We start from the raw sequence: 25,497 nt of genomic DNA on the forward strand, positions 1-25,497 counted from the left end.
TCGAAGCGGCGTCTCGAAGCACATGCGCCTCGCAACACCCTTCGAGACGGGCCTTCGATAAGCTCAGTCCCTCCTCAGGGCGAACGGAGTGGAGTAGAAAGGCAGGGCTATCCCATCCATCCGTATTGCGATACTAATACACTTCGATGCACGACCCCCAGTTCGAGTCCGGCGACACGCCTTCGGTCGAGCCGTTCGCTCCGATCGCGCCGCAGCCTCGTGTCGATCCGTTCGGGCAGCCGCTTGTCGAACCGAAGCGCAGGCGCTCGCACTGGCGCTGGATCCGCTGGGCGATCTCGGGTGCTCTGCTGCTGTTCATGGCCTCGGTGGCGTGGCTGGCGGTGACGGCGCCGCTTTCCAAGTCGCTCCAGCCGATCGCGCCGCCCACCATCACGCTGACCGATTCGAACGGGCGGATGTTCGCCAGGCGCGGCGCCGTTACCGATCGTCCGGTCGACGTGGCGAAGCTGCCCCCGCATGTCTGGCAGGCCTTCATCGCGATCGAGGACAAGCGCTTCTACCATCACTGGGCGATCGACCCGCACGGTATCGCGCGCGCGGCGTGGCACAATTTGCGCGCCGGGCATGTGCGCGAGGGCGGGTCGACGATCACGCAGCAGCTCTCCAAGCTGGTGTTCTTGAACTCCGATCGCACGGCGGGGCGCAAGATCCGCGAGGTGATGGTCGCTTTCTGGCTGGAAGCGTGGCTGAGCAAGGACCAGATCCTCTCGCGCTACCTCTCCAACGTCTATTTCGGCGACAACGTCTATGGTCTGCGCGCCGCCGCGCACCATTATTTCGGCAAGGCGCCGGAGGATCTGAACGTGTCCGAATCGGCGATGCTCGCGGGGCTGATGAAGGCGCCGTCCAAGCTCGCCCCCTCCACCAACCTCGCAGGCGCGCAGGCGCGCGAGATGCTGGTGGTGAGCGCGATGAAGGAGGCGGGCTTCATCGATGCCGCGACCGCCGCGAAAACGCACCCAGCCCGCCTGCACCTGAGGCCCGTGCCGGCCGAGATCGGCGGTTCCTATTTCGCCGACTGGGTGCTGCCCGCCGCGCGCGACCAGGCCGGCGGCGGCTACGAGCAGCAGAGCGTGCAGACCACGCTCGACAGCCGGATGGAGCGCGCCGCCGAGGCCGCCGCCGCGCAGGTCGGTTCGAAGGGCCAGGTCGCGATCGTCGCGATGAAGCCGGACGGGCGGGTGGTCGCGATGGTCGGCGGCTCGAAATACGAGGATAGCGGCTTCAACCGCGCCACGCAGGCGCGGCGCCAGCCTGGCTCCACCTTCAAGCTGTTCGTCTATCTGGCGGCGCTGCGCGTGGGCATGACGCCCGACAGCAAGGTGGAAGACAGGCCGATCACGATCAACGGCTGGTCGCCCTCCAACGCCGATCACCGCTATCAGGGGATGATCACACTGCGGCAGGCGTTCGCGCGATCGAGCAATGTCGCTGCCGTGCGCCTCGCCCAGCAGGTCGGGCCGGACGCGGTGGTGAAGGCGGCGCGCGATCTCGGCATCACCTCGCCGCTCAACGCCGATCCCAGCCTCGCGCTCGGCACGTCCGGCGTGACGCTGCTGGAACTCACCCGCGCCTATGCGGCGGTGGCGGGCAATGCCTATCCGGTGACCCCGCACGGTTTGCCCGATCCGCCGCCCGGCTGGATCGACCGCTTCTGGGATCGCAAGAGCCACTTGCCCTCCGCCCAGCACGAGCAACTGCTCGACCTGCTCTCCGCGACCGTCAAGCAGGGCACCGCCAAGGCGGCGGCGCTCGACACGCAGGTGTTCGGCAAGACCGGCACCACGCAGGACAATCGCGACGCGATCTTCGTGGGCTTCGCCGACGGGCTGGTGACGGCGGTGTGGGTGGGCCGCGACGACAACAAGCCGATCCCCGGCCTCGCCGGCGGCGGCCTGCCCGCGCGCATCTGGCGCAGCTTCATGGCGCAGGCGACCGGCGCGCGGCCGCTGGGGGGCAAGGTGCCGGATGCGGTGGACCCGGACGCGATCAGCGCGACCGGCAACTTCACTTTGGGCAACCTCGATATCGGCCTCGATCTGGACGAGGGCGGACTGCATCTCCACGCCAAGCCTCACGAGAGCGAGACGCAGCCCGCACAGGAGGACGATGCGGACTACGAGGGCAACGACTAGGCCGTCAGCGCCTTTTCCAGCACCACGAAGCAGAGGTCGTCCCGCAGCGGCGTTCCGAACCGGTTGTCGCCATAAGGAAAGGCGATCGTCTCGCCGGTCGACCGATACCCTCGTCGGAGATACCAGGCGATCAACGCCTCCCGGACGTTGACGACCGACATCCGCACGCGCGCTCCACCCTTCTCGGCGATCCAATGCTCGGCGGCGGCGAGCAGCGAGCGTCCGAGGCCGGCATTCTGCAGATCCGGATCGATCGCCAGCGATCCCAGATACCAGCCGCCTTCACCCAACGGCTCGAGCCAGACGCAGGCCCGCAGGATGCCGCTGCAGTCTTCATATTTCAGCAGTGAACCGTCCGGCTTCTCGGCGACCTCCGTGCGCAGCAATGCCTCGGTCGTCCGGTCGCCCGCGATATAGCCGGCTTCGGTATTCCAGCCGGCCGACGATCCGGCACCGCGATAGGCGCGGTTCATCAGCGAGACGATGCGCGGCAGATCGTCATCCCGGGCCGCCACGAACATCATGACTCTCCTCGCGATTGTCCGTCGCCCAATATCTCCCGCACCCGTGTCACCGCCAGTTCCAGCGGCGCCTCAACGCCCAGCAGCCGGAACGTGCCGTCGAGCGCGAAGACGCAGTGGCCGTGGACCAGTGCCAGAAGGGACCCCGCCAAAGCGGGCGCCTCCATTTGCCGCGATTCCGGAAGTGCGGCCGCGACCTCGCGCACCATCACGCCGGTGAGCGACTCCAGTGCCGCGCGATACCAGTCCGGCAGTTCCTCCCCCGCCGGCGAGCGATGATCGTAGACCGCCGACCAGATGTTCCGATGCCGGCCCGCGAAGGCGAAATAGCTTTCCACCAGCGCGCCGATGCGATCGTTCTCGGCCCTCTCCAGCGCCGCCTCGATCTCCGCCACCCACAGGCCGATCGTCCGCGCATTCACCGCCAGCAGCAGGCGGTTGAGGCTGCCGAACACGTTGTACAGCGTACCGATCGAATAGCCGATCCGCTTCGCCACCTCGCGCGCCGAGAAGGCCTGGAAGCCGACATCCTCCATCTGCCGGTGCGCCTCGTCGACGATCAGCTTTTCCAGCTCGGCGCGGGTGTGGTCGGAACGGCGGGCCATCGTGGTTTCCTGATTATGAACAGTGTTCAAAATAATTATTGAACATCGCTCAATATGACGCTACCCAGAAGATCGGCAAGGGGTTTCGGCGGCGGACCCATGCTTTAATCTCGGGGTCATTCCTGCCGTCTAGGGTCCAAACCATGTCCGCACCGCAATGGGGTCTGCTCGCCAAGCGCCGCTTCTGGCCTTTGTTCGTCACCCAGTTCCTCGGCGCCTTCAACGACAATCTCTATCGTTCGGCGATGCTGTTCCTCGTCTCGTTCGGCCTCTACCGGGGCGATGCGGACAAGGCGGCGCTGGTCGCGGTGACCGCCGGCGGCGTGTTCATCCTGCCTTACTTCCTGTTCTCCTCGGTGGCGGGGCAACTCGCCGACCGGCTCGACAAGGCGCGCGTCGCGCAGGCCGTGAAGGTCGCCGAGATCGCGATCATGGGGGTCGGCCTCGTCGCGATCGAGAGCGGATCGATGCCGCTGCTGATGGGCGTGCTGTTCGCGATGGGCGTGCATTCCACCGTCTTCGGGCCGGTGAAATATTCGATGCTGCCCCAGCATCTGCGCGAGCACGAGCTGATGGGCGGCACCGGCCTGATCGAGGCCGGCACCTTCCTCGCCATCCTCGCCGGGCAGCTGGCGGGCGGGCTGCTGCCCACGGCGGACGCCACCCACGCCATGATCGGAGTCGCGGTGGTGGGCCTCGCCACCAGCCTGTTCATCCCGCCCGCCCCCGCCGCCGCCGACCGTCCCGCCGTGGAGGTCAACCTGATCGCCTCCACCGCGCGGATCGTCGCGCACTCGCGGCGCAACCGGAACCTGTTCCTCGCCATCCTCGGCATCACCTGGTTCTTCTCGCTCGGCGCGGTGCTGACCCAGCAGTTCGTGCCGCTGGTCGGCCACCTCAACGCCACCCAGACGGTCGGCGCCTTGTTCCTCGGCCTGTTCTCGGTGGGCGTCGCGATCGGATCGCTGGTGGTGAGCCGGCTGCTCGGCGGCGAGATTTCGGCGCGCTACGTGCCGGTCTCGGCGCTGGTGCTGGCGGTGGCGGTGATCCTGCTCGGCATCACCGTCTCCGGGCTGGAACCCTATGCCACCACCGTCGGCGTGAAGGGCTTCCTGCAGGCGCCGGAAAGCTGGTGGCTGGTCGCCGAGCTGCTGGTCATCGCGATCGCGGGCGGCGTCTATATCGTGCCGCTCTACGCGCTGCTCCAGACGCTGGGCGATCCCGCCAGCCGCTCGCGCGACGTCGCCGCCAACAACATCGTCAACGCCGCCGGCATGGTGCTGATCTCGGCGGTCGTCGCCTTCATCCTGTGGACCGGGGCGGGCAGCCCGACTTTGTTCATCGTGCTGGGCGTCTTCGGCCTCTTCGTGGCGCTCTATTGCTGCGCCTTGCTGCCCGAGACGGTATTCAAGGCGACCGTCCGCGCGGCGCTGCGCCTCTTCTATCGCGTCGACCTGATCGGCGCCGAGAACATGCCCCTGCCCGGCGAGCGCGCGGTGGTGGTGGTGAATCACGTCTCCTTTCTCGACGGGCTGCTGCTCGCCGCCTTCCTGCCCGGCAAGCCGACCTTCGCGGTCCACACCCGCGTGGCGCAGGCCTGGTGGATCAAGCCGTTCCTGCGGATGTTCGACGCCTTCCCGGTCGATCCGACCAACCCGATGGCCGCCAAGGCGATGGTGAAGGCGGTGAAGGAAGGCCGCACCCTGGTGATCTTCCCCGAAGGGCGCATCACCGTGACCGGCGCGCTGATGAAGATCTTCGACGGCCCCGGCATGGTCGCCGACAAGGCCGACGCACCGATCGTGCCGGTGCGCATCGACGGCGCGCAGTACAGCCCCTTCTCGCGGCTGAAGGGCAAGGTCAGGACCCGCGCCTTCCCCAAGATCACACTCACCGTCCTGCCGCCACGCCGCTTCCGCGTGGATGGCGAGATGTCGGCGCGCGAACGCCGCGCCATCGCCGGCCGCCGCTTGTATGACGAGATGTCGGCGATGATCTTCGCCACCTCGAACACCAACCGCACCCTGTTCGAGGCGCTGCTCGATGCCGCCGAACTGCACGGCATGAAGGCGCCTGTCGCCGAGGACATCAAGCGCGAGCCGCTCACCTACAGCCGCCTGATCACCGGCACGCAGGCGCTCGGCCGGGCACTGTCGGTCGGCACCAGGCAGGGCGAGGCGATCGGCGTGCTGCTGCCCAACGTCAACACCGTGGTCGCGACCTTCTTCGCGCTGCAGGCGACGGGCCGGGTGCCGGCGATGCTCAACTATACGGCGGGCCTGAACAACCTGCAGGCGGCGTGCACGGCGGCGGACGTGAAGACCATCGTCACCGCCCGCGCCTTCGTCGAGCAGGCGAAGCTCGGCGCGATCGTCGAGGCGCTGGGCGAAACCAGGCGGATCGTCTGGCTGGAGGATCTCGCCGCCACGATCGGCACCGGCGCCAAGCTGCGCGCGCTGATCGCCGGCAAGTTCGCGCGCTCGATCCACAAGCGGCTCAGGATCGATCCGAACACCCCCGCCGCGATCCTCTTTACCTCAGGCTCGGAGGGGCTCCCCAAGGGCGTGGCGCTCTCGCACCGCAACCTGATCTCCAACTGCCTGCAGTTGGCGGCGCGGATCGACTTCAACCCGACCGACATCGTGCTGAACGCGCTGCCCGTCTTCCACAGCTTCGGGCTGACCGGCGGCACGCTGCTGCCGATCCTCAACGGCATCAAGACGGTGCTCTATCCGAGCCCGCTCCACTACCGGATCGTGCCGGCGCTCGCCTACGACGCCAATGCGACGATCCTGTTCGGCACCGACACCTTCCTCGCCGGCTATGCGCGCATGGCCAATGCGTATGATTTCTATTCGCTGCGCTACATCTTCGCGGGCGCCGAGAAGGTGCGCGACACGACGCGGGCCACCTATGCCGAGCGCTTCGGCCTGCGCATCATGGAGGGCTATGGCGCGACCGAGGCGGGGCCGGTGATCGCGGTCAACACGCCGATGCACTTCCGCGCCGGCACCGTCGGCCGGCTGCTCCCCGCGATCGAGGCCAATCTGGAGGCGATCCCCGGCATCGACGACGAGGGCGGCAGCGTCGGCCGGCTCGCCATCCGGGGGCCGAACATCATGGCGGGATACTACAAGGCCGACGCGCCGGGCCTGCTCCAGCCGCCGCACGACGGCTGGCATGACAGCGGCGACATCGTGAAGATCGACGCCGAGGGCTACGTGTCGATCCGCGGCCGCGCCAAGCGCTTCGCCAAGATCGGCGGCGAGATGATCTCGCTGCCGGCGGTGGAGGGCTATGCCGGGCAGCTCTGGCCGGGCCTTGACCATGCCGTCGTGACTCGCCCCGATCCGCGCAAGGGCGAGCAGCTGGTGCTGTTCACGACGAAGGCGGGCGCGACGGCATCAGAGCTGCTCGGCTGGGCGAAAGCCAACGGCGTTGCGGAAATTTCCGTGCCCAAGGATGTCCGCGTGATCGACGCGCTGCCCGTGCTCGGCACCGGCAAGCTCGATTATCCGCGACTTTCGGAGATGGCGGCGGGCGCCTGACGAATTGCACGAATGCGCAACAATGCTTGCGCAGATGCAGTATAGGGAGGATCCTCACAGGATAAGTCCCTCCTTTATTTGATCTATTGCGAATATTTACGGAAATGGCATGATACAACATCCCACAGGAGGGGGTTGTCATGGCCTATATCGATCAGGACAGAAGTCGCGAGAAGATGGTCTCGGGGGCGATCTCGGTCGCCATCGTGGGCGTGGTAGGGTTCGGGCTCGTCTCGGGCCTTGCCCTGCAGGTGATCCGGGCGCCGCTGCCCGATCCGATCCTCCACAACTGGCGCCACACCGAGCCGGTGACGCCCAGGCCGAAGCCGATCGAGCACAAGACCCAGCCCAGCTCGAAGACCACCACCGATCCGCAGCCGCAAACCCGGCCGCACCCCGACACGACAATCGATCTCGGCGAGAAGGCGACTCCCGTCGATATCGGCGGCGGCACCGGCAGCAAGATCGTCGATCCGCCCCCGCCACCTCCGCCGCCGGTCGCCGACCATTCGGCCCGCGCGACGCCGCGCGGCAGCACCGGCGACTGGGTGACGACCGACGACTATCCGCCCTCGGCGGTCCGCTCGGGGATCGAGGGGCGCACCAGCTTCCGCCTCGATATCGGTGCGGACGGCCGGCCGACCGGCTGCACGGTGCTGGGCAGCAGCGGATCGGGCGACCTCGACAGGACCGCCTGCCGCAAGCTGATGAGCCGCGCGCGGTTCAGGCCGGCGCTGGACATGGCCGGCAACCACACAGCCTCCACCTACGAAGGCGGCGTGACCTGGAAGCTGCCGGCGGAGTGACCGGCTCTCCCCACCGGGTTTCGATCCGGCGGGGCATCGCCCTATCGCGCAACGGACTCGCCCCGTCCCGCATCGCTTGACGGGCATTTCTGCCACCTGACAGCCCGATCCCGCAGGGTTGCGTGTGAAAGGGTTGCGTCATGAACGGTTTCATCAAGGCGGTGCTGGCCGCGTCCTTCTGCTGCGGCATCGCCTCGGCGGCGAGCGCGGGAATCGGCGCGGAAGGCTTGGGCGCGCGCGCCGACGGCCATTGGGGTGGCGAGATTGGCGCCGGCTACAGCTGGGGCATCGCCGGGTTCAGCATCACGCCGGGCGCAGGGGTGCTGGCGTCGGACGATCGCACCCGGCTCTACGGGCGCGTCGAGGCGGCGTACAAGATCCCGCTCTTCGCCAAGGTGGGCGCGGGCGTCCGCTTCTCGGGTGACCATACGAGGCCCTACGGCACGGTGGCGCTGCCGATCCTTCCGAAGCTCGACATCAAGGGCAATGCCGGCCCGAAATATTACGCGCTGGGGCTGACGCTGGGCTATTGAGCCTTTCGCATCCACGGCCACCGCCAACCGCCGCCGGACTTGAGCACCGCGCGGCGGAACATCGCGGCGGCGACACGCAGCGCTAGCACCAGCCAGAGCAGCTGCCATGCCAGCGCCAGCAGGTGCGGCCACAGGCTCGGCACCAGCGCGGCGCGGCCCAGCATCGACAAGGGTGAGCTCCACGGGAATACGGCCGAGGCTATGCCGATCCAGCCGTTGGGATGCGCGGTGCCGGCCGAGGCGAAGCCGAACAGCAGGAGCTGGAGCATCGTCACCGGCATCGCCATCGATTGCACCTCGCGCGGGCTCCCCGCCTGAGAGCCGAGGCCCAGAAACACCGCGCCGATCAGCAGGTAGCTCACCGTGAAATAGAGGATCGCGGCGCCGATGAAGAGCGGCCAGCCCACCGCCGGGGCGGTCGCGCCCGACAACGCGTGGGGGAAGAAGGCCATCACGGCGGTCAGCGCCGCACCCGCCCAGATCGCCACGCCGGTCAGCGAGATGGCGAGCATCGCCACCAGCTTGCCGAGGAAGATCGCGTCGATCGGCACGGCGGCGGCCAGCACCTCGATCACCTTGTTCGACTTCTCCTCGATGAAGGTGGAGAGCGACATGCCGGCGAGCAGCATCAGCAGGAAGAACACGCCGGTTTGCGCCCAGTGCGCGACGTCGCGGCGGCCGCTCTCGTCGGGAGCGGCCGGCTGGGCCACATAGCGGACGTCGATCCGGGCGGTGGCCGGCGGCCCGGCGCGCGCCGCATCGAGGATCAGGCCGATCCGGTCGGCCAGACCCCTGTCGTCGCCGACGACCGTCACCAGCGGACGATCGAGCGTGCCCGACACGGCGGCGTCGGTATCGCGGTTGCGCAACGCTTCGCGCGCTTCGTGCGGTCCGTCCGCGAAACCGGATGCGGGCATCGCCTGTCGGCGCAGCGTCGGGACGGCATCGTCGCCGAGCCGTTTGGCGAGGCGCGTGCGCGCCTCGATCAGCGGGTGCGCGAAATCCTCGCCGCCGATCACCGCGACCATGGGAGAGCGCCCCGGCCCGCCGTCGTCATGCCCAGCGAGCGCGAACACAGCGCCGAAGGCCAGCGAGAAGAGCGGGGTCAGCAGGAAGAGGATGAACACCTTGGAAAAGACTGTCGCGCCGTAATCGCGCCGCGCGATCACCCAGGCGGAGGCGAGGAACTGCCTCATGGCTGCACCTCCCCCGGCTCGGGTTGGGGAACCGGCTCGCCGACCAGATCGACGAAGGCGTCGTGCAGGCTGGGCCGCTCGATGGCGAGCGATTCGATGCCGGCACCGCCCGCGATCAGCGCCTCCAGCACCGGCTCGATGCCGCCTTCGGGCAGCGCGAAATCGAAATTGCGGCCATCGGCGATCGAGTCCGCCGGCAGCGCCGCGCGCCACGGCCCGTCCCCGGCGCGCGTGGTCAGATGCACGCGCGAGGGGAGGCGCCCGCGCGCCTCGGCCACCGTGCCGTCGAAGCGGACGCGGCCCTTGGCGATCACGCTGATCCGCTCGCACAGCCGTTCGGCATGGGCGATGACGTGGGTGGAGAAGAGCACCGTCGACCCCTCCGCCACCTGCGCGCGGATCAGGCCTTCGAGGCGTTGCTGGTTGATCGCATCGAGGCCGGAGAAGGGCTCGTCCAGCACCAGCAGCTTGGGCCGGTGGACGATCGTGCCAAGCAACTGGACGGTCTGCGCCATGCCCTTTGAGAGCTGGCGGATCGTCTTGGTCGCCGCTTCGCCGAGGCCCGCTTCCTCCAGCAGCTCGCCCGCGCGCCTGCGCCCGTCCGCCAGCGTCATGCCGCGCAGCGCGCCGAGGAATGCGATCGCCTCCTTGGCCTGCATGGACGGATAGAGGCCGCGCTCCTCGGGCAGGTAGCCGATGCGCGGTGCCGCGCGCATCGGGCGGTCTTCACCGAGAACCTTCCGCCAGCCCCCGTCCGGCTCGATGATGCCGAGCAGCGTGCGCAGTGTGGTCGTCTTGCCCGCGCCATTGGGGCCGAGCACGCCGTAGATCGCGCCCTCCGGCACCGCGAGATCGATCCCGTCGACCGCGCGCTGTCCCTCGAACCGCTTGACGAGCTTGCTCGCCTCGACTGCCAGACTCGTCATGCGCCCCCGAAATTGACAACGATGGCGCAATTTTCTGTCCGCTTGGAAGTGTCGGACGAACAGGATATGCGCCGCTGCATCGGATCATGATGGTAGGCAAAACCGGATTAAGGAAGCCCTGCCGACGAATGGAGGATGCGGGGTGGCGGCGAAGTACGACGTTCTGATCGTGGGCGCAGGGCATGGCGGGGCGCAGGCGGCGATCGCTCTACGGCAGCGCAAGTTCGAGGGCTCGATCGCGGTGATCGGCGAGGAGCCGGAAATTCCCTATGAGCGCCCGCCGCTCTCCAAGGACTATTTCTCGGGCGAGAAGACCTTCGATCGCATCCTCATCCGCCCGGCAGCCTTCTGGGAAGAGCGGAACGTCGCGATGCTGACCGGCAAGCGGGTGGTGAAGGTCGATCCGGCCGCGCACACCGTCTCCACCGAGGATGGCGAGACGATCGGCTATGGCGAGCTGATCTGGGCGGCCGGCGGCCACGCCCGCAAGCTGACCTGCGCCGGCCACGACCTGATCGGCGTCCATTCGGTCCGCACCCGCGCCGACGTCGACAGGATGATGGGCGAGCTGGAGACGACCACCCGCGTCGCGGTGATCGGCGGCGGCTATATCGGGCTGGAGGCGGCGGCCGTGCTCGCCAAGTTCGGCAAGCAGGTGACGGTGCTGGAGGCGCAGGACCGCGTGCTCGCCCGTGTCGCCGGAGAGCCACTGTCGCGATTCTACGAGGCCGAGCATCGCGACCACGGCGTCGATGTGCGGCTGGGCGTGATGGTCGAGTGCATCACGGGCAAGGATGGCCGGGTTGCCGGTGTCCAGCTGGCTGGCGGCGAAGTCGTCGAGGCCGAGATGGTGATCGTCGGCATCGGCATCGTTCCTGCCGTCGAGCCGCTGATGGCGGCCGGCGCGCGCGGCGGCAACGGCGTCGCGGTGGACGAGCATGGCCGCACCTCGCTGCCCCATGTCTTCGCGATCGGCGATTGCGCGATGCATGCCAACGCCTATGCGGAAGGGCTGCCGATCCGGCTCGAATCGGTGCAGAACGCCAACGATCTCGCCACCACCGTCGCCCGCGCGATCACCGGCGATGAGGAGCCGTACAACAGCGTGCCGTGGTTCTGGTCGAACCAGTACGATCTGCGCCTGCAGACGGTCGGTCTCTCGTCCGGCCACGATTCGACCGTGACGCGCGGCGACATCGCCAGCCGCAGCTTCTCGATCGTGTACCTCAAGCAGGGCCATGTCGTGGCGCTCGACTGCGTCAATGCGGTCAAGGATTACGTGCAGGGCAAGGCACTCGTCGTCGGCCGAGTCGCGGCCGATCCGGCGAAGCTGGCGGACCCCGAAACCCCCCTCAAGAGCCTCGCATAGCGGCATTCGCCCCGCGGCGGGCACGGCCTGCCGCTTGGTTACTGACGGATCAACCGTCCCGGTTCACCCTGTCGTCAGGCGCTACCCCTATCAGGGAGCCGGGGAGCGCTGTTGGGGATCGACGGGCTCATGCGATTTGCTTTCTCGGCGCGCCGCGCTTTCACGGCCGCCGTCAGTCTGGGCCTGCTGGGCGCGCCGCTTGCCGGAGCGCAGGCGAGCACCATCAGCGCGATGTCGGTCGACGGCAACGTGGTGACGATGGCGTTCGATTCGGCGGTCGACGGCGCCTCGGGCCTGATTCTCGATACGCCGCGCCGGCTTGCCGTGGACATCCAGGGCCTGACGCCGGGCGCGATGACCGCCTCGGGCGGCCCCGTCCTCCAGACCCGCGTGGGGATGGTGAGGCCCGGCATAGGCCGCGTCGTCTTCGATCTCGCCGGCACTAGCGTGGTGCGGCAGGCCAGCCTGTCGGACGACCGCCGCACGCTGACCCTCAAGCTCGCCGACGCCTCGCCGCGAGAGTTCGCCAACGCCGCGCGTGCCGGCCGCATCTCCTATGCCGCCTTCACCCCGTCACAGGGGCAGGGCGCGGTGACGGTGCCGCTCGATGCGCCGGCGCCCTATCAGCTGCCGATCCCGGCGGTGGAGGGCCGCGCCGACAAGCCGCTGGTGGTGATCGACGCAGGCCATGGCGGCCACGATCCGGGCTCGCTCTCGGTCGACGGCCGCTATCGCGAAAAGGATGCGACGCTCCAGATCGCCAAGGCGATCCGCGACGAGCTGCTGAAATCCGGCCGGGTGCGCGTGGCACTGACACGTTCCGATGATCGCTTCCTGATCCTGCAGGAGCGCCGCGAGATCGCGCGCCGCCTGCATGCCGACCTGTTCATCTCGGTCCATTGCGACAGCGCGCCGGGCTCCAACGCCAGCGGCGCTACCGTCTACACCCTGTCCGAAGTGTCCTCGGATCAGGTGGCGGCGCGGCTCGCGGCCAAGGAGAATCGGTCGGACATCATCAACGGCGTCGATCTCGGCGACACCTCGAACGACGTCGGCAACATCCTGATCGATCTCACCCAGCGCGAGACGATGAACGCCTCGTCGCGCTTCGCCGATATCCTCCAGCGCCAGCTGACCGGGCAGGGCATCCAGTTCAAGACGACCTATCACCGCTTCGCCGGCCTCGCCGTCCTCAAGGCGCCGGATGTGCCCGCCGTGCTGCTTGAATCGGGCTACATCACCGATCCGGGCGACCTCAGGAAGCTGTTCTCGCACGGTTACCAGCACGATCTTGCAGTCGGCGTGACGCAGGCGGTGGAAGCCCACTTCGCCCGCCGTCTGGGGCGGACCGACGTGGCGATGGCGGACTGACAGCGCCAATCCACCACATCCGTTCGTCCTGAGCGCAGTCGAAGGACAGGCATCAACGGTGGCTGCACTTCGACTGCGCGCAGTGCGAACGGATGCGGGCGACTGAAGAGGAATCACCCCACCGCACCGCCGCTTCCCAATCCCCGCTTTCCCCACTAGACCCCGTGCCCGATGGACGATCAGGCGGATAGCGGCGGCGGCAGGGCGACGATCAGGCGGGAGGGCGATCCGCGCTGGCGGCGTGTCCTCCGTTCGCGGTGGACCAAGGCGTTCGGCGGGCTTGTCGCGATCGGCCTCGTCGCCATCCTCGCCATCTGGCTGATCTTCGCGCGCGATCTGCCCTCGACGGACAAGCTGCTGGCCTACGAGCCGCCGCTGCCCACCAACCTGCGCGGCATCGATGGCGCCCCGATCTTCACCTTCGCGCGCGAGCGGCGGATCGAGCTCGCCTACAACGAATTTCCGCCCTTGCTCGTCGATTCCTTCGTGTCCGCCGAGGACAAGAACTTCTTCACCCACCATGGCGTCGATTTCGGCGGCCTCGCCGGAGCGGTGGTCGATTACGTCCGCAAGGCCGGCACCGGCGATCGCGCGCGGGGTGGATCGACCATCACCCAGCAGGTCGCCAAGAACCTGCTGACCGGCAACGAATATTCGGTGAAGCGCAAGGTGCGCGAGGCGATCCTGGCGATCCGCATCGAGCAGACGCTCTCCAAGCAGCAGATCATGGAGATCTACCTCAACCAGATCTTCCTCGGCCGGAACGCCTATGGCGTGGAGGCGGCGGCGCAGAGCTATTTCGGCAAGGACGTCAAGGACCTGACGCTGCCGGAAATGGCCTATCTCGCGATCCTGCCCAAGGCACCCAGCAACTACACGCCCGAGCACGACATGCAGCGCGCGCTCGATCGCCGCTCCTACGTGCTGCGCGAGTTGGCGAAGAACGGCTACATCACCGAGGCCCAGCGCGCTGCAGCCGACCAGACGCCGCTCGGCACGATCGAGCGCCAGCCGATCAAGCAGGACATGCCACCCGGCTATTTCGCCGAGGAGGTCCGCCGCGAGCTGATCCAGAAATGGGGCGAGAGCGATACGGACAGCCCCAATTCGGTCTATGGCGGCGGCCTGTGGGTGCGCACCTCGTTCGACGCGACCAAGCAGGCGGCGGCGGCGCAGGCGCTGCGCGACGGCCTGATGCGCTACGCGAGCGGCCATGGCTGGTCCGGCCCGTCGGGCCATATCGAGGTGGGCGACGGCTGGCAGGGCCGGCTGATCGCGGCGCCCGTCGGCCCCGGATACGACGACTGGAAGAAGGCAGTCGTGCTGTCCAAGTCTGGCGGCGTCGCCGAACTGGGCTTCGAGGACGGCAGCAAGGGCGAGATGCCCTCCTACGCCGCCTCCACGCCGCGCACCGGCACCGCCACCGCCGCTTTCAACTTCCTACAGCCCGGCGACCTGATCGTCGTCAAGAAGGATGGCGCCGACTGGGCGCTGCGCGCGATCCCGTCGATCTCGGGCGGCATGGTGATCGAGAACCCGCACACCGGCCAGGTCCTCGCCATGCAGGGCGGCTGGGATTTCCGTGGCGCCAGCTTCAACCGCGCTACGCAGGCGCTACGCCAGCCGGGCTCCACCTTCAAGCCGATCGTCTATTCGGCCGCGCTCGACAACGGCATGACCCCGGCCTCGATCGTGGTCGACGGGCCGTTCTGCGTGTTCCAGACGGCGCGGCTCGGTACCAAATGCTTCAAGAATTTCTCGGGCGGCTATGCCGGGCCGAAGACGATGCGCTGGGGCCTCGAACAGTCGCGCAACCTGATGACGGTGCGCATCGCCAGCCAGATCGGCATGGATAAGGTCACCAAGAACGCGCACAACCTCGGCGTCGGCGACTACCCCAACCAGCTCGCCTTCGCGCTGGGTGCGGGCGACACCACCGTGCTCAAGATGGTCAACGCCTATTCGGCGCTCGACAATCTCGGCCGCCAGATGCCGCCGACCCTGATCGACTATGTGCAGGATCGCCACGGCAAGGTGATCTACCGCGCCGACACCCGCCCGTGCGACGGCTGCAACATGCCCGACTGGGACGGCAAGCCGATGCCCCGCCCGCCTGTGCGCGGCCACCAGGCGATTGATGCCACCACCGCCACCCAGATCGTCCACATGATGGAAGGTGTCGTCCAGCGCGGCACCGCCACCGTGCTGCGCGATCTCGGCCGCCCGCTGTTCGGCAAGACCGGCACCACGTCGGGGCCCACCAACGTGTGGTTCGTCGGCGGATCGGCCGATCTCGTCGGCGGCGTGTATCTCGGCTACGATCGGCCGCGCTCGCTCGGCGGCTATGCGCAGGGCGGCACGATCGCCGCGCCGATCTTCAAGCAATTCGCGCTGGCGACGATGAAGGACGATCCGGTCAAGCCCTTCCCGCTGGCGCCGGGCATCCGCATGGTCCGTATCGATCGATCGTCGGGCCGGCGCGTCTATGGCGGCTGGCCGAGCGACGACCCGCTCTCGCCGATCATCTGGGAGGCCTTCAAGCCCGAGACCGAGCCGCGCCGCACGATCAAGCGCGAGACCGCGATCAAGGATGCGCCCAAGACGCAACCGAAGGCGACGGACTCGGACTTCTTGCAACAGCAGGGCGGCATCTACTAAATCGCCCGCTATGGAATGCCCCGAAGCGGGCGAGGTTACCCGCATTGCACGTGTCTCGACTTCGCTCGACACGCCAAATGCCCCAATGGCGGGTTGTTGAGACGAAGGAAGATACGATGCGCGCCGAAGCGCAAGCCCATGTCGAGAAGATCAACGCCGCGATGGCGCTCGTCCGCCGGTTCATCGACTGGGACCGCGCGCTGCGCCGGCTCGACGAGCTGAACGCGCGCGTCGAGGATCCGTCGCTGTGGAACGATCCCAAGCAGGCACAGGCGATCATGTCCGAGCGGCGCCGGCTCGACGAATCGATCAACGCGGTGAAGACGATCGAGAAGGATCGCGACGGCACGATCGAGCTGATCGAGCTCGCCGAGATGGAGGGCGATACCGCCATCGAGGACGAGGCGGTCGAGAGCCTTGGGGCGCTCGCGGCCCGCTCCGAGATCGACAAGATCAAGGCGCTGCTGGCCGGCGAGGCGGACGGCAACAACGCCTTCATCGAGATCAACGCGGGTGCGGGCGGCACCGAGAGCCAGGACTGGGCCGGCATGCTCCAGCGCATGTACACGCGCTGGGCCGAGCGGCGGGGCCTCAAGGTCGAGCTGATCGACTTCCACGACGGCGAGCAGGCCGGCATCAAGTCCGCCACCCTGCTGGTGAAGGGCGAGAATGCGTTCGGCTGGGCCAAGACCGAGAGCGGCGTCCACCGCCTCGTCCGCATCTCGCCCTATGACAGCGCCGCGCGCCGCCATACCAGCTTCTCGTCGGTGTGGGTCTATCCGGAGGTCGACGACGACATCGACATCCAGATCGAGGACAAGGACCTGCGCATCGACACGTATCGCGCGTCGGGCGCCGGCGGCCAGCACGTCAACCGGACCGATTCGGCCGTCCGCATCGTCCACCTGCCCACCAACATCGTGGTGCAGAGCCAGGACGACCGATCGCAGCACAAGAATCGCGAGACCGCCTTCAAGCGCCTGCGCGCCAAGCTCTACGAGCGCGAGCTGCAGATCCGCGAGGCCAAGGCCAACGCCGAGAACGCCACCAAGACCGATATCGGCTGGGGCCACCAGATCCGGTCCTACGTCCTCCAGCCGTACCAGATGGTGAAGGATCTGCGCACCGGCGTGACCTCGACCGCGCCCGACGAGGTGCTGGACGGCGCGCTCGATCCGTTCATGGCGGCCGCGCTCTCGCAGCGCGTCACCGGCGAGACGGCCGACGTGGAGGATGTCGATTGAGGCGAGCGCTGGCGCTCGTTCTAGTCACGCTCCCGCTCGCCGCCTGCGGGAAGGGCGGCGATACGCCCGTCGCTCCCGCCTTCAAACGTAACAAGGACGGTTTCCCGCTCGCCGCCCGCCCCGTCGCGAGCATCGTCGAGACCGCCTATTCGACCGAGGCCGCGCGCGACAAGCTCGACGAGGCGCGCGCGGTGATGGACAAGGCCGGGATCCAGCCCGGCATGACGGTGGCCGATATCGGCGCGGGCGAGGGCTATTACACCGTTCGCTTGGCGGCGCGCGTCGGCGACAAGGGCCGCGTGCTTGCCGAGGATATCGTGCCGGAAGTGCGCGACCAGCTGGCCGAGCGCGTCAACCGGGAGCGGCTCGACAATGTCAGCGTCCGGCTCGGCGATCCCGCCAATCCGCGCCTGCCGCCGAACAGCTTCGATCGCGTGCTGATGGTGCACATGTACCATGAGGTCGAGCAGCCCTACGAATTCCTCTGGAACGTGCGCCCTGCGCTGAAGGATGATGGCGAACTGGTCGTGGTCGACGCCGATCGCCCGACCTTCCGCCATGGAACCCCGCCGAGGCTGCTGCAGTGCGAGCTGGCGGCGGTGGGTTTCGAGCGCGTGAAGCAGCGCGAGATGCCCTCGGCGGGCGGCTACATGGCGGTGTTCGTGGCGAAGGGCGAGCGCCCGCTGCCCCAGGCCATCCACCCGTGCGACGCGGACGGCAAGGGGTTGTAACTCCCAATTCCTCCCCAAGCTTGTCTTGGGGAAGGGGACCGCCGGCCGCAGGCCGGTGGTGGAAGGGCAGGCGCGGCGCATGCCCCCTCCACCATCCTGCGGATGCTCTCCCTCCCCCAGCAAGCTCGGGGAGGAAGGTATTTACAGCAGCCCCATCAGCCGGAAGCTGACCCAGCGATCCCCGGTAACCACGACATGATCGAGCAGGTGCAGCCCCAGCGCCTGCGCGCCGTCCGCCAGCCGGCGGGTCGCGCGGATGTCCTGCGGGCTCGGCGCGCAATCGCCCGCGGGATGGTTGTGCGCGACGATCAGCCCCCAGGCGCGGCAGGCCAGCGCTTGGCGCAGCATCGCGGCGACCGGCATCGCCGCCGCGCAGGCGCTCCCCGCGCCGTTCCGCCGCATCGCCAGCACCGCGCCGCTCTCGTCCACGCAGGCCGACCACAGCCGCTCGCGCCCATGCCCGGCGAGATCGCCGAACAGGGCAAAAGCATCGGCGGGGCTGTCGACGCGCTGGCCTTCCATCGCCCGACGAGTGCAGCGCGCCCGGGCGGACGGCAAAGCGGGACTTGTCCACAATGGAGTGATCCGCCCGGCTTGGCCTCCGCCCCCGCCTCGTCCATAGCTACGCACCGTGAAAGCATATCTCGAACTGATGAACCGCATCCTCGACGAAGGTGTCGAGCAGCGTGACCGAACTGGCGTCGGTACCATGAGCGTATTTGGGCATCAAATGCGTTTCGACCTTTCACAGGGTTTCCCGCTGGTGACGACCAAGAAGCTCCATCTGCGATCGATCATCGTCGAATTGCTGTGGTTCCTGCGCGGCGACACCAACGTGAAGTGGCTGCAGGAGCGCAAGGTCAGCATCTGGGACGAATGGGCCGCGTCCGACGGCGAACTCGGCCCGGTCTACGGCAAGCAATGGCGCCGCTGGGAGACGCCCGACGGCATCGCGATCGACCAGATCGCCGCGCTGGTGAAGGAGATCCGCGAGAAGCCCGCCTCGCGCCGCCAGATCGTCTCCGCCTGGAACCCAGCCGACCTGCCGCAGATGGCGCTGGCGCCGTGCCACTGCCTGTTCCAGACGCGGGTGGCGAATGGCCGGCTCGACCTGCAACTCTACCAGCGCTCGGCCGACGTGTTCCTCGGCGTGCCGTTCAATATCGCGAGCTATGCGCTGCTGGTCCATATCCTCGCCCAGCAATGCGATCTCGAGCCCGGCACCTTCGTGTGGACCGGCGGCGACTGCCACCTCTATTCCAACCATCTGGAGCAGGCACGCCTCCAGCTGACGCGCGATCCCAAGCCGCTGCCAACGCTCAGGATCCTGCGCAAGGCCGACTCGATCGACGGCTACGAGCCCGAGGATTTCGCGATCGAAGGATACGAGGCGCATCCGCACATCAAGGGCGCGGTCGCGGTGTGACCATTCCCGCCCGGCCTCCGTTCGTGTCGAGCGAAGTCGAGACACGCGCCACAAGCGCAACGTCCGCCTCGCGTCCGTCGACTCCGCTCGGGACGAACGGAAAAATGCGTTGATGCCCGAAATCGTTTTCTACGTCGCACGCGCCGACAACGGCGTGATCGGCAAGGACGGCGCGCTGCCGTGGCGGCTGCCGGAAGACCTCAAGCGCTTCAAGGCGATGACCATGGGCAAGCCGATGGTGATGGGCCGCAAGACCTTCGAGGGTTTTCCGAACCTGCTGGTCGGCCGCCGGCATATCGTGCTGACGCGCGATGCGGGCTGGTCGAAGCCCGGCGCGGAAGTAGCGCACGATGTCGAGGGCGCGATCGTGCTGGCCGGCGAGGCCCGGGAGATCGCGGTGATCGGCGGGGCGGAGATCTACCGCCTATTCATGCCGCATGCGCACCGGATCGAGCTGACCGAGGTGCATCGCTCGCCGGATGGCGACACGAAGCTGCCGCCGCTCGGGCAGGGCTGGCGGGTCGCAAGGCGCGAACTTGGCGGCCCGGATTTCGATTTCGTTACCTTGGTGCGCGACTAGCCCTCTCCCCGGCGAGGGGAGAGGGCCGTCCCGTCAGCGCTCGCTGTCGAGCGACGCCATGAGAGGCGTAGGATAGCGATCGCCCTGCGCCGCGCCCTTCGGCACCGCCTGCTCGATCGTATCCAGATCGGTGCGATCCAGCTTCAGGTCGAGCGAGCCCAGCGCGCCCGTCACGTGATCCGGCCGGCGCGCGCCGATGACCGGCACGATGTCGTCGCCCCGCGACAGCACCCAGGCGATGGCGATCTGCGCGACGGTCGCGCCCTTGGCGTCGGCGATCGTGCGCAGCTTCTCGACCAGCGCGAGGTTCGCCTCGACATTGCCCTCCTGAAAGCGGGGCGAGTGGCTGCGGAAATCGCCCTGCTTCGAAGGCTCCTTACCGTAATAGCCCGAGAGCAGCCCGCGCGAGAGCACGCCGTAGGCGGTGATCGCGATGCCCAATTCGCGGCAGGTGGCGAGGATGTCGTCCTCGATCCCGCGCGTGATCACCGAATATTCGATCTGCAGATCGGCGACCGGATGCACGGCGGCGGCACGACGGATCGTCTCGGATCCGACTTCGGAGAGGCCGACGTAGCGGACGTAACCCGCCTCGATCATCTCCTTGATCGCGCCGACCGTCTCCTCGATCGGCACATTGGGATCGAGCCGGCCGGGGCGATAGACGTCGACATGATCGGTGCCCAGCCGGTCGAGCGTGTAGGCGAGCGAGCTCTTCACCGCCTCCGGCCGCCCGTCGAAGCCGAGCCAGCTGCCGTCCGGCCCGCGCAGCGCGCCGAACTTGACGCTGAGCTGATAGCTGTCGCGCGGGCGATCCTTCAGCGCCTCGGCGAGCAGCCGCTCGTTATGGCCCATGCCGTAGAAATCGCCGGTGTCGAGCAGGGTGATGCCGGCGTCGAGCGCCTGGTGGATGGCATCGATCGCCTGGCTGCGGTCGGACGCGCCGTAGGAGCCGGACATGCCCATGCAGCCGAGCCCGATTGCCGACACCTTGGGGCCGGTCTTGCCGAGTTGGTGGAGCTTCATGATTGCCTCCTTGAAATGGGGTGGCGCCGATATGCGCGCTGGCGCGGCGTTCGATAATCCGGCAGATATCGCACGGGTTGTACGGATGAACGGACAATGATCGAGGTGCCATGACCGAATTGGGCGATCTCGATGCCTTCGTCGCCGTCGCCGAAGCGCGCAGCTTTCGCGGTGCGGGTAAATTGCGGGGCGTGCCGGCCTCCAGCCTCTCCGACGCAGTGCGGAGGTTGGAGGAAAGGCTTGGCGTCCGCCTGCTCAACCGCACCACCCGCAGCGTCACGGCCACCGAAGCGGGCGGGCGGCTGCTCGAACGGCTGGTGCCGGCGCTGGGCGAGGTCGGCGCCGCGCTCGACATGGTCAACGACTATCGCGACAGCCCGACCGGCACGCTGCGGCTCAACGCGCCGATCGGGGTGACGCGGCTGATCCTGCCGCGGATCGTGCCCGCCTTCCTCGCAGCCCATCCCGGCATCACGCTGGAGCTTTCGAGCGAGGATCGTTTCATCGACGTGCTGGCCGCCGGGTTCGATGCCGGCATCCGCTATGAGGAAAGGTTGGAGCAGGACATGATCGCGGTACCGATCGGCCCGCGCATCGAGCGCTTCGCCTGCGGGGCAGCGCCGGCCTATCTCGATGCGCGCGGGCGGCCCGAGCATCCGCGCGACATCCTCCACCACGCCTGCATCCGCCATCGCTTCGCCAGCGGGGTCACGATCAACACCTGGGAGTTCGAGTGCGACGGCGAGATCGTGCGGGTGACGCCCGACGGCCCGTTCATCGGCACCGACGCCGCGATCGAGCTGGACGTGGCGATCGCCGGCATCGGCCTGATCTTCGCCTTCGAGGGGCTGCTCGCACCCTCGTTCGCCGAGGGAAGCCTTGAGCCGGTGCTGCCCGACTGGTGGCAGCGATTCTCCGGCCCCTTCCTATACTATCCCAGCCGCCGCCTCATGCCCGCGCCGCTGCGCGCCTTCGTGGATTTCATCAAGCGGGCTTGAGCCCCTTGATGTCGCCCGACAGGTCGGCGACCTCGCCCGCCTCGAAACTGGCGACCGGATAGGCGCAGTAATCGGCGGCATAATAGGCGCTCGGCCTGTGATTACCGGAGGCGCCGAGGCCGCCGAACGGCATGGTGCCGGCAGCGCCAGTCGTCGGCCGGTTCCAGTTGAGCACGCCAGCGCGCGCGCGGTCGGCATAGCGGCGCCACAGCGTCTCGTCGGCCGAGATCAGGCCGCCGGAGAGGCCGAACGCGGTGTCGTTGGCCGCCTTGATCGCCGCGGCGAAGTCGGGGACGCGGGTCGCCTGCAGCACCGGCGCGAAGATCTCGACATCGGGCACGTCAAGGCCGGTCACGTCGAGGATGGTGGGGGTGACAAACGCTTCCGATCGGCCCTCGATGCGCTCGAACGGGCGGATTACCTTCGCACCCTTGTCGATCAGCGCGGCGACGGCCTTGTGTGCGTTGGCGGCGGCGGTTGCCGAGATCAGCGGGCCGAAGGTCGGCTCCGGATTTTCGTCCCATGCGCCGATGGTGAGGCGGTCCGCCATGGCGGCGACGGCCTCGACAATCGCGTCGCCGGCCGCGCCCTCCGGCACGATCAGCCGCCGCGCGCAGGAGCAGCGCTGACCGCTGGTGATGAAGGCCGACTGCACCGCGATCGAGGCGATCGCTTGCGTCTCGCCGTCCCACGCGATCAGCGGGTTGTTGCCGCCGAGTTCGAGCGCGAGGATCACCTCGGGCCGATCCACGAACACCCGCCGGAAATGCGCGCCCGCGCCTGCCGATCCGGTAAACAGCAGCCCGTCGATATGCCCGTCCAGCAGCGCCGCGCCGGTGTCGCGTCCGCCCTGCAGCACCTGGAACACGCCTTCCGGCAACCCCGCCTCGGCCCAGCATTGCGCCATCAGCTCGCCGACCCAGGGCGTCTCCTCGGAGGGCTTGAACACCACCGTGTCGCCCGCCAGCAGCGCCGGGACGATGTGGCCGTTGGGCAGGTGTCCGGGGAAATTGTACGGCCCCAGCACCGCCATCACGCCGTGCGGGCGGTGGCGCAGGATCGCGCGGCCGAACGCCATGCCCTGTTCGCGTGTCCCCGCGCGCTCGGCCTGTGCCTTGATCGACGTCTCGATCTTGGCGACCATGGTGGCGGCCTCCTGCTTGCCCTCCCATGCGGGCTTGCCGGTTTCCTGCGAGATGGCGCGGGCGAGCGCGTCGGCATTGGCTTCCAGCGCCGCCTTGTAGGCGCGGACGAAGGCGATGCGGTCATCGAGTGGGATGACGGACCAGCTTTCGAACGCCGTGCGTGCGACGGCGAGGGCGGCGGAGACCTGCTCCGGCCCGGCCGCCTCGCCAGTCCAGAGGGTCTCGCCGGTGGCGGGATTGGTAGAGGTGAACGTGGTCATGCGCGGGATGTAGGACGTTTGTTTCGGGAGCGACACCCCCTCGTCCGACCCGTTCTCGTCATTGCGAGGAGCGTAGCGACGAAGCAATCCATCGACGCGGCGTTTGCGGCTCTGGATTGCTTCGCTTCGCTCGCAATGACGATCCTACAATTGCCACTCCGCCTGGGCGAAGACGGTCCGCTGGGGGAAGGGATGGAAGAGGAAATATTTGTCGTTGTTGACGTTGTCGACGCCCACCGCGAAGGTCATGTGCTCGCCGGCCTTCACCTGCGCGCGTAGGTCCACGACGAGATATTTGTAGAAACCGCCATAGGTGTTGCCGACCACGTCGCTATTGTCGAGCGCGCCGTAGTTGCGGCTCGAATAGCGACCCGCAGCGGTGAGCGAGATCGCGTCGGTCGGCCGCCAGGTGCCGACCAGCGTCGCCTTCCAGCGCGGCACCGAGGGCAGCAGCTTGCCCTCCGCCGCCGGCAGCGCCGGGTCGCTCCGCGTCTCGGCATCGGCATAGGTGACGCTCCCCGAAAGATCGACGCGCGGCAGCAGGTCGGTGCGGTTCACCGCGAGTTCGATGCCCCGCGCGCGGGTACGCGGCACGTTCTGCACGAAGGTGGCGGCCGCGCCGTTCAGCGTGCCGGTCTGCGAGATCAGCGCGTCCTTCACCACCTCGTTGAACAGCGACAGGCGGATCGACCCGTGCGCGTCGTGGCGCTCGATCGCCAGTTCCTCGGACAATGCGCGCTCAGGCTTGAGGTTCGGGTCGGGAATGGCGGCCACGGGCGGCGTGACGACGAGCTGGTAGAGTTCGCCCACCGTTGGGAAGCGCCACGCCTCGCCGAAGGAGGCGCGGATCGTCCAGTCGCGATAAGGCGCCCATGCCAACGAGGCCTTGGGGGAAAATCTGTTCGCGGACAGCTCCGGCTGGTCGACGGACTTGAAGGGCGAGAGCGAGAAGTTCCGTCCGTCATAGGCCTTCCACCATTCGTAACGCCCGCCCGCCGTCAACGTGAGATGCGGCAACAGCGTCCACGCATCCTGCGCCCAGATGGCGGCGGTGCGGGTGCGGCCCTTCGATTGCAGGTTGAGCGCACCCTGATCGCCGCCCAGCCATTCGGTCGTCGCATAGCGGTTGCTGTCGAGGCGGAACCAGTCGCCATGCGCGCCGAAGCTGATCGCGTGCGCTGCGATTGGGCGCCAGACGGCCTTGGCGTCGAGCGTCCTCCAGCCCGTGCCGTCGAGCCGGGTGACGTTGCCCGGTTCGCCGCTGCTCGCCGCCGGCAGCAGCCCGGTCGGCACCGCCTGCCGGTCCCGCGCGAAATCGTAGAGCGTGCCGATCACCTGCCAGTCGAGCCTGCCGCTCGCTCCCGTCGCGGAGAGGGAGTGGGACCAATGGCGCTGATCGGTGTCGTAGATGCCGCTGGAGAAGCCGGAGGTGTAGGCACCGTCCGCCAGATAGGTCTCGGCATGGGCGTGCGTCTGGTTGAGGAACAGCCCGCCAACATAGGTGAGGCGGATGACCGGCGTCACGTCGAGCGCGGCTTTGAGCTTGATATGGTCCTGCCGCTGGGTCTCGAGGCCGCTCGCGCCCAGCACGCAGATCGGCATCGCATTCTTGTTGAGCGCATCGAAGGCGCCCGACGGGCAGGCGCCGGACTTGTTGGCGGTCACGTAGGTGAGCGGCTGGCCGTGGCTGGTGACGTGATCGACGCTGACGAACACGGCGAGCGGGCCGAAGCGGTCGCCGATCGTCGCACCGTACTGATAGCTCGGCAGCGTGTCCTTCGTGCCGTACTGGCCGAAGCGCTGCACGCTGGTGCCCGCCGTCGCGGTTGCTTCCAGTTTGTCCGGCAGGCGGGTGGTGATGTTGACCACCGCGCCGATCGAATTGCCCGGATAGGCCGCCGAGAAAGGCCCGTAGAGCACGTCGATCCGCGCGATCTCCTGTGGGGAGACGAGGCTCCAGCGTGGGCTCGCCAAGGTGTTGTTGTTGCCGATCAGCGAGGAGAGCAGAACGCCATCCGCATAGATCAGGCTGCGCGCCGAGGCGCCGAGCCCGGACGTGCGCGTGGCGAGCGGCGCCTGCGTGTCGCCGATGTGGCGCTTCCGCACGATCAGGCTGGGCAGGTACTTCACCGTATCCTCGACGTTCACGGCGTTGACGGTGGCCCCGATCGTCTTCGCGTCGATGGTGGCGCGGGTGACGGGCGCGTTCTCGATGCTCTCCTGCTGTTTCTGCGCGGTGACGAGGATGTCGCCGGGCGGCGCGTCGCCGGCGGCGAAGGCAGGTGTCGAAAGGGCTGCGGCGGCAAGCAAAGGCGCGCGCAGCCGGTGGCGGCTGGTCATAAAAATCCCCTTGTCTGAAAGCATGCGCGGCCACGCTCCCGTCAGCGGAGGCGGCGCG

At 68.0% G+C, this 25,497-nt stretch carries 20 protein-coding genes; 12 read left to right on the plus strand and 8 right to left on the minus strand.

The features are described from left to right. The first annotated feature begins 146 nt into the window (after window positions 1-146). Window positions 147-2,156 (plus strand): transglycosylase domain-containing protein, encoded by a 2,010-nt coding sequence (locus HZF05_RS12135; protein ID WP_160366625.1) that lies wholly within the window; start codon window positions 147-149, stop codon window positions 2,154-2,156. On the opposite strand, the gene HZF05_RS12140 is transcribed toward HZF05_RS12135, so the two are convergent. Beyond that, window positions 2,153-2,677: a GNAT family N-acetyltransferase gene (locus HZF05_RS12140; RefSeq protein ID WP_246331951.1), complete on the minus strand. Its 525-nt coding sequence runs from the start codon at window positions 2,675-2,677 to the stop codon at window positions 2,153-2,155. The two genes, HZF05_RS12135 and HZF05_RS12140, sit on opposite strands and share 4 nt — an antisense overlap. Further along, on the minus strand, window positions 2,677-3,282 hold the full coding sequence (locus HZF05_RS12145) for a TetR/AcrR family transcriptional regulator (protein ID WP_160366627.1): 606 nt from the start codon (window positions 3,280-3,282) through the stop codon (window positions 2,677-2,679). Before HZF05_RS12145 ends, HZF05_RS12140 begins: the two co-directional genes overlap by 1 nt. Before the next feature lie 143 nt (window positions 3,283-3,425). On the opposite strand from HZF05_RS12145, the gene HZF05_RS12150 reads away from it, so the two are divergent. The 3 genes from HZF05_RS12150 (at window position 3,426) to HZF05_RS12160 (ending at window position 8,169) form a co-directional block, all read left to right on the plus strand. After that, window positions 3,426-6,830 carry an acyl-[ACP]--phospholipid O-acyltransferase gene (locus HZF05_RS12150; RefSeq protein WP_181638858.1) on the plus strand — a complete coding sequence of 1,135 codons (3,405 nt, stop codon included), beginning with the start codon at window positions 3,426-3,428 and terminating at the stop codon, window positions 6,828-6,830. A gap of 140 nt (window positions 6,831-6,970) precedes the next feature. Continuing rightward, window positions 6,971-7,636, plus strand: a complete 666-nt coding sequence (locus HZF05_RS12155) for an energy transducer TonB (protein WP_160366628.1) — start codon at window positions 6,971-6,973, stop codon at window positions 7,634-7,636. 140 nt (window positions 7,637-7,776) lie between these two features. Continuing rightward, window positions 7,777-8,169: a hypothetical protein gene (locus tag HZF05_RS12160; RefSeq protein ID WP_160366629.1), complete on the plus strand. Its 393-nt coding sequence runs from the start codon at window positions 7,777-7,779 to the stop codon at window positions 8,167-8,169. Here HZF05_RS12160 and HZF05_RS12165 read toward each other — a convergent pair. Together HZF05_RS12165 and HZF05_RS12170 are read right to left on the minus strand one after the other, a co-directional pair. Next, window positions 8,163-9,365 carry an ABC transporter permease gene (locus HZF05_RS12165; protein WP_160366630.1) on the minus strand — a complete coding sequence of 401 codons (1,203 nt, stop codon included), beginning with the start codon at window positions 9,363-9,365 and terminating at the stop codon, window positions 8,163-8,165. The genes HZF05_RS12160 and HZF05_RS12165 overlap by 7 nt on opposite strands. After that, a complete protein-coding gene (locus tag HZF05_RS12170; protein WP_160366631.1) occupies window positions 9,362-10,291 on the minus strand; it encodes an ABC transporter ATP-binding protein in 930 nt (309 codons plus the stop codon). Before HZF05_RS12170 ends, HZF05_RS12165 begins: the two co-directional genes overlap by 4 nt. Window positions 10,292-10,433: 142 nt before the next feature. Here HZF05_RS12170 and HZF05_RS12175 point away from each other — a divergent pair, with 142 nt between their 5' ends. The 5 genes from HZF05_RS12175 (at window position 10,434) to HZF05_RS12195 (ending at window position 17,664) form a co-directional block, all read left to right on the plus strand. Continuing rightward, window positions 10,434-11,660, plus strand: coding sequence for an FAD-dependent oxidoreductase (locus HZF05_RS12175; RefSeq protein WP_160366632.1), 1,227 nt, complete (start codon window positions 10,434-10,436; stop codon window positions 11,658-11,660). Window positions 11,661-11,789: 129 nt separating this feature from the next. Beyond that, window positions 11,790-13,031, plus strand: a complete 1,242-nt coding sequence (locus tag HZF05_RS12180) for an N-acetylmuramoyl-L-alanine amidase (RefSeq protein WP_160366633.1) — start codon at window positions 11,790-11,792, stop codon at window positions 13,029-13,031. 171 nt (window positions 13,032-13,202) lie between these two features. Then, window positions 13,203-15,689, plus strand: a complete 2,487-nt coding sequence (locus HZF05_RS12185; protein ID WP_160366634.1) for a penicillin-binding protein 1A — start codon at window positions 13,203-13,205, stop codon at window positions 15,687-15,689. A 116-nt stretch (window positions 15,690-15,805) separates the two neighbouring features. Then, entirely contained in the window at window positions 15,806-16,933 is a 1,128-nt protein-coding gene (gene prfB, locus HZF05_RS12190) for a peptide chain release factor 2 (RefSeq protein WP_160366635.1), read from the plus strand. Continuing rightward, complete coding sequence (locus tag HZF05_RS12195) at window positions 16,930-17,664, plus strand: class I SAM-dependent methyltransferase (protein ID WP_160366636.1); 735 nt, start codon at window positions 16,930-16,932, stop codon at window positions 17,662-17,664. Before prfB ends, HZF05_RS12195 begins: the two co-directional genes overlap by 4 nt. Before the next feature lie 141 nt (window positions 17,665-17,805). On the opposite strand, the gene HZF05_RS12200 is transcribed toward HZF05_RS12195, so the two are convergent. Further along, window positions 17,806-18,186, minus strand: a complete 381-nt coding sequence (locus HZF05_RS12200) for a JAB domain-containing protein (protein WP_160366637.1) — start codon at window positions 18,184-18,186, stop codon at window positions 17,806-17,808. Between the two features lie 109 nt (window positions 18,187-18,295). Here HZF05_RS12200 and HZF05_RS12205 point away from each other — a divergent pair, with 109 nt between their 5' ends. Together HZF05_RS12205 and HZF05_RS12210 are read left to right on the plus strand one after the other, a co-directional pair. Beyond that, window positions 18,296-19,090 carry a thymidylate synthase gene (locus HZF05_RS12205; RefSeq protein ID WP_160366638.1) on the plus strand — a complete coding sequence of 265 codons (795 nt, stop codon included), beginning with the start codon at window positions 18,296-18,298 and terminating at the stop codon, window positions 19,088-19,090. A 112-nt stretch (window positions 19,091-19,202) separates the two neighbouring features. After that, on the plus strand, window positions 19,203-19,670 hold the full coding sequence (locus HZF05_RS12210; RefSeq protein WP_160366639.1) for a dihydrofolate reductase: 468 nt from the start codon (window positions 19,203-19,205) through the stop codon (window positions 19,668-19,670). A 33-nt stretch (window positions 19,671-19,703) separates the two neighbouring features. Here the strand turns inward: HZF05_RS12210 and HZF05_RS12215 are convergent, their stop codons facing one another. Beyond that, on the minus strand, window positions 19,704-20,696 hold the full coding sequence (locus HZF05_RS12215) for an aldo/keto reductase (protein WP_160366640.1): 993 nt from the start codon (window positions 20,694-20,696) through the stop codon (window positions 19,704-19,706). Window positions 20,697-20,806: 110 nt separating this feature from the next. On the opposite strand from HZF05_RS12215, the gene HZF05_RS12220 reads away from it, so the two are divergent. Beyond that, the gene (locus HZF05_RS12220) at window positions 20,807-21,694 is read left to right on the plus strand and encodes a LysR family transcriptional regulator (protein ID WP_160366641.1); all 888 of its coding nucleotides are present in this window, start codon (window positions 20,807-20,809) and stop codon (window positions 21,692-21,694) included. On the opposite strand, the gene astD is transcribed toward HZF05_RS12220, so the two are convergent. Both astD and HZF05_RS12230 read right to left on the minus strand, forming a co-directional pair. After that, window positions 21,681-23,099, minus strand: a complete 1,419-nt coding sequence (gene astD / locus HZF05_RS12225) for a succinylglutamate-semialdehyde dehydrogenase (protein WP_160366642.1) — start codon at window positions 23,097-23,099, stop codon at window positions 21,681-21,683. The genes HZF05_RS12220 and astD overlap by 14 nt on opposite strands. A 144-nt stretch (window positions 23,100-23,243) precedes the next feature. Further along, a complete protein-coding gene (locus HZF05_RS12230) occupies window positions 23,244-25,439 on the minus strand; it encodes a TonB-dependent receptor (RefSeq protein WP_160366643.1) in 2,196 nt (731 codons plus the stop codon). Between the last annotated feature and the right edge of the window lie 58 nt (window positions 25,440-25,497).

Origin of the sequence: Sphingomonas chungangi (genome assembly GCF_013778325.1) — a bacterium.
Classification (GTDB): Bacteria; Pseudomonadota; Alphaproteobacteria; order Sphingomonadales; family Sphingomonadaceae; genus Solisphingomonas; species Solisphingomonas chungangi.